The sequence below is a fragment of the Myroides sp. C4067 genome, assembly GCF_038039665.1.
GTDB lineage: Bacteria > Bacteroidota > Bacteroidia > Flavobacteriales > Flavobacteriaceae > Flavobacterium > Flavobacterium odoratimimum.
Map to the genome: position 1 here is coordinate 24,568 of NZ_JBBPHJ010000025.1, position 12,279 is coordinate 36,846.

14 protein-coding genes are annotated in these 12,279 nt (G+C 35.8%); 10 read left to right on the top strand and 4 right to left on the bottom strand.

The annotated features are described in order from the left end of the window. Window positions 1-18: 18 nt before the first annotated feature. Entirely contained in the window at window positions 19-999 is a 981-nt protein-coding gene (gene trpS, locus AABL87_RS14695; protein WP_006257868.1) for a tryptophan--tRNA ligase, read from the bottom strand. A 137-nt stretch (window positions 1,000-1,136) separates the two neighbouring features. On the opposite strand from trpS, the gene AABL87_RS14700 reads away from it, so the two are divergent. Beyond that, window positions 1,137-1,895, top strand: a complete 759-nt coding sequence (locus AABL87_RS14700) for a lysophospholipid acyltransferase family protein (RefSeq protein WP_341277545.1) — start codon at window positions 1,137-1,139, stop codon at window positions 1,893-1,895. 66 nt (window positions 1,896-1,961) lie between these two features. Here the strand turns inward: AABL87_RS14700 and AABL87_RS14705 are convergent, their stop codons facing one another. Together AABL87_RS14705 and recA are read right to left on the bottom strand one after the other, a co-directional pair. After that, entirely contained in the window at window positions 1,962-2,843 is an 882-nt protein-coding gene (locus AABL87_RS14705) for a hypothetical protein (RefSeq protein ID WP_006262491.1), read from the bottom strand. 414 nt (window positions 2,844-3,257) lie between these two features. Next, window positions 3,258-4,262, bottom strand: a complete 1,005-nt coding sequence (gene recA / locus AABL87_RS14710; protein ID WP_006257865.1) for a recombinase RecA — start codon at window positions 4,260-4,262, stop codon at window positions 3,258-3,260. Between the two features lie 574 nt (window positions 4,263-4,836). On the opposite strand from recA, the gene AABL87_RS14715 reads away from it, so the two are divergent. The 6 genes from AABL87_RS14715 to AABL87_RS14740 all read left to right on the top strand — a co-directional run bounded on the left by AABL87_RS14715 (window position 4,837) and on the right by AABL87_RS14740 (window position 8,684). Beyond that, window positions 4,837-5,901 carry a WG repeat-containing protein gene (locus tag AABL87_RS14715; RefSeq protein ID WP_341277546.1) on the top strand — a complete coding sequence of 355 codons (1,065 nt, stop codon included), beginning with the start codon at window positions 4,837-4,839 and terminating at the stop codon, window positions 5,899-5,901. A gap of 67 nt (window positions 5,902-5,968) precedes the next feature. Beyond that, complete coding sequence (def, locus tag AABL87_RS14720; protein ID WP_016649949.1) at window positions 5,969-6,547, top strand: peptide deformylase; 579 nt, start codon at window positions 5,969-5,971, stop codon at window positions 6,545-6,547. 281 nt (window positions 6,548-6,828) lie between these two features. Then, complete coding sequence (locus AABL87_RS14725; protein WP_041888261.1) at window positions 6,829-7,254, top strand: lipocalin family protein; 426 nt, start codon at window positions 6,829-6,831, stop codon at window positions 7,252-7,254. 25 nt (window positions 7,255-7,279) lie between these two features. Next, window positions 7,280-7,696: a lipocalin family protein gene (locus AABL87_RS14730; protein WP_253112512.1), complete on the top strand. Its 417-nt coding sequence runs from the start codon at window positions 7,280-7,282 to the stop codon at window positions 7,694-7,696. Between the two features lie 82 nt (window positions 7,697-7,778). Further along, the gene (locus AABL87_RS14735; RefSeq protein ID WP_253112509.1) at window positions 7,779-8,156 is read left to right on the top strand and encodes a VOC family protein; all 378 of its coding nucleotides are present in this window, start codon (window positions 7,779-7,781) and stop codon (window positions 8,154-8,156) included. 81 nt (window positions 8,157-8,237) lie between these two features. Further along, complete coding sequence (locus tag AABL87_RS14740; RefSeq protein ID WP_341277547.1) at window positions 8,238-8,684, top strand: DinB family protein; 447 nt, start codon at window positions 8,238-8,240, stop codon at window positions 8,682-8,684. A 63-nt stretch (window positions 8,685-8,747) separates the two neighbouring features. Here AABL87_RS14740 and AABL87_RS14745 read toward each other — a convergent pair whose 3' ends face one another. Then, complete coding sequence (locus AABL87_RS14745; RefSeq protein WP_341277548.1) at window positions 8,748-9,077, bottom strand: DUF4870 domain-containing protein; 330 nt, start codon at window positions 9,075-9,077, stop codon at window positions 8,748-8,750. A gap of 360 nt (window positions 9,078-9,437) precedes the next feature. Here AABL87_RS14745 and trhO point away from each other — a divergent pair, with 360 nt between their 5' ends. Genes trhO through AABL87_RS14760 form a run of 3 tightly spaced genes read left to right on the top strand, consistent with a single transcriptional unit; the run spans window position 9,438 to window position 12,279 of the window. Beyond that, the gene (gene trhO, locus AABL87_RS14750) at window positions 9,438-10,796 is read left to right on the top strand and encodes an oxygen-dependent tRNA uridine(34) hydroxylase TrhO (protein ID WP_006262497.1); all 1,359 of its coding nucleotides are present in this window, start codon (window positions 9,438-9,440) and stop codon (window positions 10,794-10,796) included. Between the two features lie 11 nt (window positions 10,797-10,807). Then, window positions 10,808-12,049, top strand: a complete 1,242-nt coding sequence (locus AABL87_RS14755; RefSeq protein WP_006257856.1) for a U32 family peptidase — start codon at window positions 10,808-10,810, stop codon at window positions 12,047-12,049. Then, the gene (locus AABL87_RS14760; protein WP_041888273.1) at window positions 12,049-12,279 is read left to right on the top strand and encodes a ferredoxin; all 231 of its coding nucleotides are present in this window, start codon (window positions 12,049-12,051) and stop codon (window positions 12,277-12,279) included. The genes AABL87_RS14755 and AABL87_RS14760 overlap by 1 nt, the downstream gene beginning before the upstream one ends.

Consider the following 12,279-nt stretch of genomic DNA (forward strand, 5'->3'; position numbering starts at 1 on the left):
AAGAAAGGTTATAGAAGACTATTTAGCACTTCCGTAACCTAGTTTCTCTCTTACTTTATTTAAAGTTCCTGTAGCGATTACAGACGCTTTTTCTGCACCAATACCTAGTAGACGATCTACTTCTTCTAAGTTATTGATATAGTACTCGTATTTCTCACGAATATCTTTAAACTTCTCAACGATAAGTTCGAAAAGCTCTTGTTTTGCATGTCCATAACCATAGTTACCACCTAAGTATTTAGCTCTCATCGCTTCTACTTGTTCTGGAGTAGCTAATAGTTTATAGATCGTGAATACATTACAAGTATCAGGGTTCTTAGGATCTTCTAGAGGAGTACTATCTGTCTCGATGCCCATTACTTCTTTTCTCAATACCTTATCTGTTTGGAAGATATTGATGGTATTGTGTCTAGACTTAGACATTTTGTTTCCATCTGTACCAGGCACTACCATTACTTCCTCTTGTATTTTCACCTCTGGTAATACAAAAGTTTCTCCCATCTGATGATTGAAACGAGATGCTACATCACGTGTGATCTCTAAGTGTTGCATTTGGTCTTTTCCTACTGGTACGAATTCTGCATCGTATAGTAAGATATCCGCAGCCATCAGCATTGGGTAAGTAAATAACCCTGCATTAACATCAGATAAAACATCTGCCTTATCTTTAAACGAATGAGCTAATGTTAGACGTTGGTATGGAAAGAAGCAACTTAAGTACCAAGTAAGCTCAGTTGTTTGCGGTACATCTGACTGGCGGTAAAAAGTTACATGATTAACGTCTACACCACAAGCAAGCCAAGTAGCCGCAACACTATAGGTATTTTCTTGTAAAGTTTTAGCGTCTTTAATTTGCGTTGCAGAGTGCAAGTTCGCAATAAAAATAAAAGACTCATTCTCTTTTTTGTTTGCCATTTCTACTGCTGGTAGAATAGCTCCTAAAAGATTCCCTAAGTGTGGAGTTCCTGTACTTTGAACTCCTGTTAGAATTTTAGCCATTGCGTGATATTAATTATTTAAAAAGCAAAGATAAGTGAATTGAAGTTTATTTGCCTTGTTTTTACTAGCTAATGTGGTTATATGGCGATAGAATTGTTTATTTTTGAAGTTAGTAAAAGATAGAATTTGTAATACAAATGATGAAAAGTATAGGTGCGTTTTTCAGTTCACTTTGGCGACTGTGGTTTTATATCTGGATGGTAATCGTTATTTTAATATTATCTCCTTTTTTATTGATAACGATTGGATCAGAGAAGACATATCCTCAGTTTTTTAAAGTAGCTCGTATCTGGGCTATTCTCGTATTTTACGGAATAGGGATGAGGTATAGGATAGAAGAGGAGACTCCGTTAGTGAAAGGGAAGAGCTATATGTTTATTGCTAATCATACTTCGATGTTAGACATTATGATGATGCTTATCCTTGTAAAGGACAATCCTTTTGTCTTTGTAGGTAAGAAAGAATTATCGAGTATTCCAGTGTTTGGGTTCTTTTATAAGCGTGCCTGTATTCTAGTAGATAGAAAGGATGCAAGAAGTAAGAAGCAGGTATTCGACAGTGCACAAGAGCGTTTAAGTAGAGGGCTGAGCATCTGCATTTTTCCAGAAGGAGGCGTGACAGATGATAGAACGATCATACTAGACAGTTTTAAGGATGGGGCTTTTCGGCTTGCTATAGATCATCAGATACCGATAGCTCCTTTAGCGTTTGGTAGGTTGAGACATTATTTCCCTTTTGTGTGGGGGATTGGGCACCCAGGAGTGGTACCAGTCAAGATATTCCCTTGTATAGAAACGAAAGGTCTGACTTTAGAGAATAAAAAAGAAGTAAGAGATATGGCTTTTAATCTATTATATGATCCTGTGCTAGAATGGGAGAAGGAATATAAAGCGTAATAATGCAAAAAGCGGTGAGACAACGAAGATCTCACCGCTTTTTTAGTTATAGTGTGGTTTATGGATTCACAGTTGTATAATACCTGCTCCTGAAATTCTACCACTTGCATGAACGAAGTCATTCATAGATTGGTTCTGTTCAGTAGACAGTTTACTGTAATTAATATCAAGTTTAGAACGGCTCATTGATAAATCAAATAGTTCTTTTTGAATCTCTTTTTGACGGCCTGCATCAGTTGAAGTTTTAAACTCTTCTACTAGTGCCATCTCTTGTTTATAAGAAGCAATCACATCTTCTTGTGGCACGTCTGGTAGCTTTAGTTCTAATGCATTAGGTTCTGTAATCGTACACGCTCCTCCTGCAACCATGTTCTGTTGGTGAAAACCTTTGCTCTCTGCTGAGAACTCTTCTTCATAAAAAGTGATAAATTCAGCTTTAGTAAAGAATTTATTGTAGAAGTTACCAACAGCATTCTTATTATGTGTAATCAGCTCTTCAGGATATTCTTCCCCTAAGAAGTAAGTACATCTGTATAGGTTATTATCTATAAATAGAGCGTTAGTCGATTTAATATTATTTGTATAAAGTACATCATCAATAACTACTTCTCTCGCAGTAGAACCAAATTTGTCAAAGTTACCTTCTGTAGCATATACCATCGAGAAGATATAGTGCGGTTCTAAAGTTGGGTTGATGATACCACCAGAGTTTTGTTTGAATACATTGAACTTGTTTTTTTGTCCGTTGTAGTCTAATTCGTGCACACCATTATCTAGTTTTAATACCTCAAAGGTATTTGGGGCTAGGGTATATTTTTGATTATCTAGTGATACTGTAATCTCTTTATCAGTTGGGTTAGATAGATAAAAATCATGTCTTTTAAACGGATCGTCGCAGCTAATAAAGGTCATAATTGTTAGCAATAGTGCTAATAATCGTAATTTCATATTATTGATTTGTGTTTTATTGAACTACAAAATTAAGTGATTCTCCTTTTAGTGCCTAGTGTTAATGGATTATTATATAAAAGGCGTTGGTATTGTTGAGATACTTTTTTTGTACTATTTAACGTTATTATGTATTGATTAATAGATATATGGCTTTAGATAGACAGCATAAGAAAATTGTGTTGAGAGGAATATTTAGTAGTTTACCTATGCTATTAGGCCTTTCTGTTTTGTTTATCATTGCAGAAGGTAAAGGAGTTTTTCTAATTCCTTGTAAAACTCTATGTTATTGGTTTTATGTATATAGTAGTATTGACGTTATGATATGCTGCACTAGCAGGATTTATAGGTTGATATATAAAAAAATCCCTCACAATACTATTGTAAGGGATTCATATTTAAGGATAGAAACAATTAAGCTTCTTTATTTTTGATTTCGTCCTTGATTAATTGTTCAAGTTCTTCCATTAGTTCAGGGTTGTCTTTAATCACTGATTTCACAGCATCACGACCTTGTCCTAATTTAGTATCACCATAGCTAAACCAAGATCCGCTTTTCTTCACGATTTCATAGTCTACAGCCATATCCAGTACTTCACCTACTTTAGAGATACCTTCACCATACATGATATCAAACTCAGCAGTACGGAAAGGAGGTGCTACTTTATTCTTCACGATTTTTACTTTCGTTCTGTTACCGATCACATTCTCACCATCTTTAATCTGAGTAGACTTACGGATATCTAGACGTACAGAAGCGTAGAACTTCAATGCGTTACCTCCTGTAGTAGTCTCAGGGTTACCGAACATTACACCGATTTTATCACGTAACTGGTTAATGAAGAATACAGTACAGTTAGTCTTGCTAATAGTAGAAGTTAACTTTCTCAAAGCTTGAGACATTAAACGAGCGTGTAATCCCATTTTAGAATCTCCCATCTCTCCTTCGATTTCACTCTTCGGAGTTAAGGCAGCAACAGAGTCAATTACTACTAAGTCAATAGCTCCAGAACGAATTAAGTTCTCAGCGATCTCTAATGCTTGCTCACCATTGTCTGGTTGAGATATAATTAAGTTGTCGATGTCTACACCTAGTTTTTGTGCATAGAAACGGTCAAAAGCGTGCTCCGCATCAATGAATGCTGCGATACCACCTGCTTTTTGTGCTTCTGCGATAGCGTGTAAAGTTAAAGTCGTCTTACCTGATGATTCTGGACCGTATATCTCTATAATTCTTCCTCTAGGGAATCCTCCTACACCTAATGCAAGGTCAATACCTAGTGATCCTGAAGAAATAACTTCTACCTCTTCTACAGCAGTATCTCCCAACTTCATTACTGTTCCTTTACCATAAGTTTTGTCTAACTTATCAAGTGTAAGTTGTAACGCTTTTAATTTTGCTTCTTTATCTGCACTCATTTTTTATAAAAATTAGATTCTTACTGATGTAAAAGTAATATAATTTAATTACAGTCCAAGAGAGTAGTATCATTATGCTATGAATTATAGCAGGTGAGTGTAATCTCTTTGCTATGATATAATTTATAGCAATGTGTTGTTTTTAACCTCGTCCTTGTGATAGTATGATGTAGGAGAAATAATCCTAAAAATAAGGTTTTGAATTTTAGGTGAATGCACCTTAAGATAAGGTTTAGACAATGGGTAATGAGATTTAGACGTTGTTTTGAGTGATAAGGGAATGATCAGTATTTGATAGGCTAGTGATGGGCTATTTTATGCACTTTTAAGCCGACCAAATGCCCATCACAAGCCGATCATAAGCCGACCACCTCAATTATGATTGGAAAAATAAGACATGATGGCTTCGTTCTTTTAGGAGATAGTATGTGATTTTAAGTGTATGGTGTTGCATTTGTAGTATTGGTTATTTATAGAAAGTGATTGACTGTATTGGAGGAAGAAGTGATGGGGTCTATACTATTTTAGAATTATGTATTTTTAGCACTTAATTTTAGCGTTATTAGGATAATATATGTATCAGGTAAAAAAGTGTTTTAAAATATTGCTGTTCACTCTAGTAGTGTTGTTTTCATTCTGTAGTTGTGATGGTTTATTAGGAGATAGATTAGTAATAAGTAATGTAATAGAAGGTACAGAAGACGTTATATTGATTCCTTCTCAAGATAAGGATGGAAAGTGGGGATATGTAGATGAGGATAAGAATTGGGTGATAGAACCTCAGTATGCCGACGCTTGGATGTTTAGTAGAGGTATGGCTGTAGCGAGTGTAAGTGATGGTGAGTATGGTATTATAAACACAGTAGGAGAGTGGATGGTAGAACCAAAGTATCTAATCATCACCACTCATGTAGATAGACGGGGGGCGAAATATTTTATGACACAAAAAGACCATAAGACTACGATATATGATGAGGGAGGCCATAAGATTACTTCTACTCTGGAGATGATTATCGAGTCTGATACTATTTTTGAGAATGACCGTTATCGATTAGTTGGTAGTAATAATCACTATGGGTTTATTAACCCAAAAGGAGAGTGGGTTATAGAGCCTCAGTATTCTTTTGGGACACAATTTTCTGAGGGATTAGCTAGTATGAGTCTAGACGATAACAGTCGTGTTATTATCAATGATAAAGGAGATGTTCTCAAGCATTTCTCTGAAGAAATTGGTTATGTCGGAATCTTTAGAAATGGTTTAGCCCCTATACGTAATAGAGATGCTTATGGTTATGTAAATAAGACAGGAGAGGTAGTTATCGACTATAAATATGTAGATGCAAGTGATTTTAAAGATGGAATTGCTTTCGTACGAGAGGATGATTCTAATACTTTTCATTGTATTAATACTTCGGGAGAGACGTTGTTCAGTAAGGAGTGTGACTTTATACTATCAGTAGGTCATGGACTAGTGTATACCACTGTGATGGCAAAGACGGGAATCCTGAATAAAAAAGGTGATATCGTATTACCAATAGCCTACGATGTAATCTTCGAGATAGAACAAGAGCATTATGTAAAGGTGCGTCAAGATGATAAATACTTCTATGTAGACTTACGTAATGGCAAGCGTTATTAAATTATTTAAGGTTAGTTTTTTGTGTAGGAAGTAACTTATCCCGACTTTTGTAACAAATAGAAAGACAATGAAATTACCAATATTAGCATACGGAAATAAAACATTAAAAGTAGACTGTGATGAGATAGATAGCAGTTCTGAAGACCTAAATAAGCTAATCGATAATATGTGGGAGACTATGGAGAACGCTTATGGATGCGGGCTAGCAGCTCCCCAGATAGGAGAGACTAAGCAGCTATTCGTAGTAGATAGTATCGTGATGTATGAGAATGCAGAAGAGGATGAGCGCAAAACTAATTTCGCAGAGGGAGATACAGGAATGCGCGAGACGTTTATCAACGCACGTATTATCGGTAAGTCTGACGAGACATGGGATGAGATAGAAGGATGTCTAAGTATTCCTGATATTTTTAAGCGTGTTACACGCCCATGGTCTATCACGATAGAATATCTAGATAGAGACTTTAAACCTCATACTAAGACGTTCCACGGTACTACAGCGCGTATTATACAACATGAGTACGACCATACGAGAGGGGTTTTATTTACAGATCGATTAAGCTCATTGACTAAAAAGTTGATAGGTACAAAGCTTAATAAAATTATGAATGGTAAGGTATTTACTGATTATAAAATGAAACCATAAGAAATACAAAAGTCGCTTTTATAGCGACTTTTTTGCTTTCGGTATATAGGGTTAGGATAGCGTGATATAGAAGAAGTATATATTATGATGAATCTCTCTGAGAATGTGGGCAGAATAGGCCTGTTCTTTTTTTAACTAAAAAACGATTTTTATAAGAAAAATTTATTTGTAATTGATTGTTTTACTTGTTGTTATGAGCTTGGTTAAATTATTCTTAATTTTATTTTTTCACACTTCTCTATCCTACATTTGATCCAACAAAAACAAAGATTTATATCGCTATGAAATTAACAAAAATGACTTTAGCTATTGCATTAGTAGCTATTACTTTCGCTTCTTGTAAACAACAAACTGAAGCTCCTGTATCTGAAGAAACAACAACTACTGAAGTAGTAGAAGAGACTACAGCACCTGAGGCTGTGGACACTACAGTATTAGTTGCGTCTTGGACTCAACCAAACCCTATTAATGATAAAGAAGTACAAGGATTCGAACTAAAAGAGGACGGAACTGCCACTTCTATTAATATGGCTACACTTAAAACAAATAAGTGGTGGGTAGAAGGAGATAAATTGTTCTTAGAACAAGAGAGTATAGGTAATGGTACATCTAGTGTAGATACTGTGTCATACCAATTTGAGGTGGTTGATGGTAAAACATTAAACCTAGTGAATGGTGAGTCAAAAGATTCATTCACTAAAAAGTAATCTAATTTAGATTTTTTAAGTACAAATGAAACAAACAGTTCTTGCTTTAGCTTTTGTAGCTATCGCTTTCGCTTCTTGTAAACAACAGACAGAAGCTCCAGTAGTGGAAGAAACTACACCAACAGAAACAGTATCTGAGTCTACTCCTGTCATTCTTGATATGAAACACTTGGTAGGTGCATGGACACTGCCAAATGGAGCAGATGCAAGTCTACTACAAGGATTCGAACTAAAAGAGGACGGGACAATGTCTTCTATCAAGGATAAGACTAACGAATTCACTAAATGGAAGATGGTAGATAATACTGTTATCTTCGAAACAGCGATGGTAGGTACTGATTCTACTTCTGTGAAGTCTGCTACGTTTACATATGAGATGACAGATCAGAATACATTAAAGCTTACTGCTAATGGTGTGACGGAAGTGTTCACTAAACAATAAGGACTACTATTATTTATATAAACAGAAGCTACCTCAAAAGGGTAGCTTTCGTTATTTTTGTAAGTATAATGTAAAGGTAAAGATGGAACATAAGGAACTTAATTTGTCGGTAGTAGAGCTAAAGTCGTTTATCCCGTGTAAGGACTTTGAGGTATCTAAAGCGTTCTATACTGCTATTGGATTTAAGATAGTATGGCAGAGTGAAGAACTGTGTTTACTAGATTGTGGAACGCAGAAGTTCTTTTTACAGAATTTTTATAATCAAGAGGCTGCAGAGAACCTAATGTTTCATTTGCAAGTAGAGAATGCAGATGATTGGTACACACATCTGCAAAACCTAGATCTTCAGTCAAAATATGCTATCCGACTGACGGCTGTAGAAGATAGGGAGTGGATGATGAGAGACTTTGTATTAATAGATCCTTCTGGAGTGCTGTGGCGTATAGCACATAATATCTAATGCTGTCCAATGGACTTAGTATAATTATTAGTTACCTGTTGGGTGGCTTTTTCTATTTTTACTAGTCATAAAAAGATAGATATGACGACAACAGACTTGAGTAAACTACAATATTATTTAGATGTGTTACCAGCTAGATTAGAGCAGTTTACAGAAGAAGAGTTTTCTTATAAAGAAACAGAGAGAAAGTGGAGTAAAAAAGAGATAGTAGGACATCTTATCGATAGTGCGACTAATAATCATCACCGTTTTGTTAGAGGTCAGTTTGAGGATAATCCTTTTGTTTCTTATGCGCAGAATGAGTGGGTAGAAGCGAATGCTTATCAGCAAATGTCACAAGACTCTGTGATTAGAATATGGAAGTTGTATAATGCATTTCTCTTAGAGATCGTTTGTAATATTTCTGTTGAGGTTTTGAATACTAAAATGGCTAATGGTCATACGCTTGCCTTTTTAGTAGAAGATTATGTAAGTCATTTAGAACACCATTTAGGTCAGATATTCGATGATTTTGATTTTAAGGCATAGGGATAAACAAGAAGAGGTTGACCTATACAGTCAACCTCTTCTTGTTTAGATAATACCTGTGTATTACTTAATAAAACTAAGTGTCTTATCTGACCATTCACCGATAAGAGGTAATGGTTTTTTCTTTTCTCCTGCTGCATTAAGTATTCCCATAATCATATATAAAAGAATAATTAAGTATAACACTAGTGCTATCATGCCTGCAATGATTGGGAATATACCTGCTATTACTCGTATAACAAGTGATAAAACGAAGCTTAAGATTAATACACCAAATGATTGTTTTAAATGAAATTTTAATAGAGCATCAGCTTTGTCTTTTCCTACAAAGAATGCTACTAACCATCCAATTAATGTGATGTATGATACGATTGATAAAGTTTTATTGTCCATTTTATGAGTTTTATTTGAAACAAATATCTGTATAATTGTCTCATATATTATTGTTTAGACTTGTCTATTTCGCAAAAATGGCTGTTTATGGGGATATTTAAGTAGTGTATTATCGCGTTCAATTCATAACAAAAGATAAATCTATAAGGTCAAGTATTCTTACAGAATACCTTTTGTAGAGGAGATGCTTAAAATAGAAGCTGAGGTTCTAAAAAAAGGATTGAATAATTTGATAGTTAACTATTTATGTAAATTTTATAAGGTTCAATTCTCATTTTTAAATCTAAATACTATCTTTGCACCGAAATTCTTCCATTTAGGATTTCAAACATATATAATCTACACTTAAAAGTATATAGCATGCAACTGTATAACACATTAAGCGCAGAGGAAAGAGCTGAACTTATCGAGCAAGCGGGAGAGAACCGTTTGACTTTATCTTTCTATGCGTACGCCAAAATAGAAAACCCACAACAATTTAGAGACGATTTATTCCTAGCTTGGGATGCATTAGACGCTTTAGGACGTATTTATGTAGCTCATGAGGGGATCAATGCTCAGATGTCTGTACCTGCATCTAAGTTTGATGCATTCAGAGAGACGTTAGAGCAGTATGACTTCATGAAAGGAATTCGTCTGAATGTAGCTGTAGAGCAAGATGACTTATCATTCTTAAAGCTAACAGTGAAGGTTAGACACAAGATCGTAGCTGATGGTCTAAACGATGATACATTTGATGTTACGAATAAGGGAATTCACTTAAAGGCAAAAGAATTCAACGAATTATTAGAAGACCCTAACACGGTAGTAGTGGACTTTAGAAACCACTATGAGAGTGAAGTAGGGCACTTCGTAGGAGCGATCACTCCAGACGTGGACACATTCCGTGAATCACTGCCAATCATTAAAGACCAATTAGAAGACATCAAAGAGGAGAAAAACTTATTGATGTACTGTACAGGAGGTATCCGCTGTGAGAAAGCATCAGCTTACTTTAAACACAACGGGTTTAAGAATGTATACCAATTAGAAGGAGGTATTATTGAATACACTCGTCAGGTAAAGGCAGAAGGATTAGAGAGTAAGTTCATCGGAAAGAACTTCGTGTTTGACCACCGTCTAGGAGAGCGTATTACAGACGATATTATCTCTAACTGCCACCAGTGTGGTAAACCATGTGATACTCACGTAAACTGTGCTAACGAGGCATGTCACTTACTGTTCATTCAGTGTGATGAGTGTGCTGAGAAGATGCATGGATGCTGTTCTGATGAGTGTTTAGATATCATTCAGTTACCAGAAGATGAACAAAAACGCTTACGTCAAGGAGTACAAAAAGGAAACTTAGTATTCAAGAAAGGGCGTTCAGAAGCATTAAAGTTCCAAGGAGAACGCAGTGCTACTGATGAGATTAAAGCAGTGAAGGTAAGTGCAGTAACACAAATCCGCAAGAAACAAGTAGAGCGAAAAGTTCTAATCGGGACAGCTCAACACTACTTTACTAAAGCTAGTGTAGGGCAGTTTATTGTTGACAAGGAGTTAAATGTTGGAGATAAAGTAGCTATTGTAGGACCTACTACAGGTGATGAGAGACTAACTATAGAGAAGATGATGGTAAATGGAGTGGAAGTTAGTAAAGCTAATAATGGAGATAAGATGACTATGGAATTAGGTTTCCGTATTCGTAAAAACGACCAATTGTATAAAATAATAGATTAAGCATAAAGAATATGACAGTTTCAGGAAGAGTAGAGCTTATGGCTCCTGCAGGTAACTTCGAGTCTTTACAGGCCGCATTAGATAACGGTGCAGACTCAGTATATTTCGGAGTAGACCAGTTAAATATGCGTGCGCGTTCTACGGTAAACTTTTCTATTGATGATTTAGAAGAGATTGCGAGAAGATGTAAAGAGAAGAATGTACGTACTTATTTGACATTAAACACTATCGTTTATGACCATGACTTATCAGTGGTGAAAACTTTATTGAATAAGGCAAAAGAGGCAGGGCTTACAGCAGTAATCGCATCTGACCAAGCAGTAATTGCATCTGCAAGAGCGATCGGGTTAGAAGTACATATCTCTACTCAACTAAATGTCACAAACATTGAGACTGTTAAGTTCTATAGCTTATTCGCTGATACTATCGTACTATCTCGTGAGCTAAGCTTGAGACAAGTAAAAAAGATCACTGAAGCTATCGAAAGAGAACAAGTGAAAGGGCCTTCTGGTAATTTGGTAGAGATAGAGATCTTCGGTCATGGAGCATTGTGTATGGCAGTATCAGGTAAGTGCTACTTAAGCCTTCACTCACATAACTCTTCTGCAAATAGAGGAGCATGTAAACAAAACTGTCGTAAGAAATACACAGTAATAGATCAAGAGAGTGGTTTTGAGATCGAGATAGATAATGAGTATATGATGTCACCTAAGGACTTATGTACTTTAGATTTCTTAGATCAAGTGATCGATGCTGGTACTAAGGTACTGAAGATAGAGGGTAGAGGTAGAGCTCCTGAGTATGTAGCAACTGTGATTCGTACTTACCGTGAGGCTATTGATGCTATCGCTGATGGTACTTACTCTCAAGAGAAAGTAGCAGAATGGATGAAAGCTTTAGAAACGGTGTATAACCGTGGATTCTGGAGTGGATATTACTTAGGACAGAAATTGGGAGAGTGGAGTGATAACCCTGGTAGTAATGCAACTCAGAAAAAAGTGTATGTAGGTAAAGCTGCTCACTACTTCCAGAAAGCGTCTATCGGAGAGTTTAAAATAGAAGCTTATGATATCAAGGTAGGAGATAAGATTCTTATCACTGGACCTAGTACGGGAGCACAAGAGTTAATCGTAGAAGAGTTATTCGTCAATGAGCAGAAGGTAGAGAAAGCGACTAAAGGAGATGACTGTACTATCAAGATTCCATTTAGAATTCGCTTATCTGATAAGCTGTATAAAATAGTAGAGGCATAATGGTCATAGTCACGCTACAACGAGATAAGTGTATCGGATGTAATTATTGTGTTGAGGTTGCTCCTCAGCAGTTTCAGATGTCTAAGAAAGATGGAAAGACTGTTTTATTGAAATCTTTGAATAATAAAGGATTTCATACACTTAAGTCGCCAGATTATACTATTTTAGAGGCATGTGAACAAGCAGAGAAAGTTTGTCCAGTACATATCATTACCGTAAAAGATGTATAA

Excerpts from the sequence above, each read along its gene's own strand:
- trpS (WP_006257868.1), bottom strand. The coding sequence starts at position 999 with ATGGCTAAAATTCTAACAGGAGTTCAAAGTACAGGAACTCCACACTTA.
- AABL87_RS14700 (WP_341277545.1), top strand. The coding sequence starts at position 1,137 with ATGATGAAAAGTATAGGTGCGTTTTTCAGTTCACTTTGGCGACTGTGG.
- AABL87_RS14705 (WP_006262491.1), bottom strand. The coding sequence starts at position 2,843 with ATGAAATTACGATTATTAGCACTATTGCTAACAATTATGACCTTTATT.
- recA (WP_006257865.1), bottom strand. The coding sequence starts at position 4,262 with ATGAGTGCAGATAAAGAAGCAAAATTAAAAGCGTTACAACTTACACTT.
- AABL87_RS14715 (WP_341277546.1), top strand. The coding sequence starts at position 4,837 with ATGTATCAGGTAAAAAAGTGTTTTAAAATATTGCTGTTCACTCTAGTA.
- def (WP_016649949.1), top strand. The coding sequence starts at position 5,969 with ATGAAATTACCAATATTAGCATACGGAAATAAAACATTAAAAGTAGAC.
- AABL87_RS14725 (WP_041888261.1), top strand. The coding sequence starts at position 6,829 with ATGAAATTAACAAAAATGACTTTAGCTATTGCATTAGTAGCTATTACT.
- AABL87_RS14730 (WP_253112512.1), top strand. The coding sequence starts at position 7,280 with ATGAAACAAACAGTTCTTGCTTTAGCTTTTGTAGCTATCGCTTTCGCT.
- AABL87_RS14735 (WP_253112509.1), top strand. The coding sequence starts at position 7,779 with ATGGAACATAAGGAACTTAATTTGTCGGTAGTAGAGCTAAAGTCGTTT.
- AABL87_RS14740 (WP_341277547.1), top strand. The coding sequence starts at position 8,238 with ATGACGACAACAGACTTGAGTAAACTACAATATTATTTAGATGTGTTA.
- AABL87_RS14745 (WP_341277548.1), bottom strand. The coding sequence starts at position 9,077 with ATGGACAATAAAACTTTATCAATCGTATCATACATCACATTAATTGGA.
- trhO (WP_006262497.1), top strand. The coding sequence starts at position 9,438 with ATGCAACTGTATAACACATTAAGCGCAGAGGAAAGAGCTGAACTTATC.
- AABL87_RS14755 (WP_006257856.1), top strand. The coding sequence starts at position 10,808 with ATGACAGTTTCAGGAAGAGTAGAGCTTATGGCTCCTGCAGGTAACTTC.
- AABL87_RS14760 (WP_041888273.1), top strand. The coding sequence starts at position 12,049 with ATGGTCATAGTCACGCTACAACGAGATAAGTGTATCGGATGTAATTAT.